Annotated in this window: 1 protein-coding gene; it reads left to right on the top strand. The window is 43.2% G+C overall.

Annotated features, from left to right (window positions below):
* Positions 1–560 (top strand): GntR family transcriptional regulator (locus R7190_RS29640; RefSeq protein ID WP_318138175.1); only part of this gene is annotated, 560 nt, incomplete at both ends.

The following is a 560-nucleotide window of genomic DNA, read 5'->3' as shown; positions in this document are numbered from 1 at the left end:
ATGCGTTAGCAAAAGAGTTTAATGTTAGCCGAATTCCTGTGCGTGAAGCACTAGTACAATTGGAAGCGCAGGGTTTAGTCAGTTTCGAGCCACATAAAGGCGCGACAGTGACTGAACTGTCTCCAGATAAAATCGATGAGCTATTTGAACTGCGTGCGGTTGTGGAATGCCACATTCTGGAACGTGCGATTCAAAACATGACGGATGAAGATCTAGAACGCGCTCGTGAAGTTCGTGAACGCTTCGAAGCGGTGGTAAATAGTGGCGACGAAGTGGAAGAATGGAGTAACTATAACTACGAATTCCACAAAGCGTTATACGCACCTGCCAACATGCCAGAAACCATGGATGTGATTTACAACTTAAATACCAAATGCGATCGCTACATTCGTATGCAGTTGTTATTCACCACAGGCATTAAAAAAGCAGAACAAGAACATTTGACCTTGTTTGAAATGTGCCAGAACAGAGATATTGATGGCGCAAAATATCTGCTGAAAAAACACATTCTAGAAGCAGGTACAGCTATTCGTAACTTGCTGTTAGAAAGACAGAGCCCA

Source organism: Vibrio sp. 1078-1, assembly GCF_033340475.1.
This window is presented reverse-complemented; position numbering and strand designations above follow the sequence as displayed.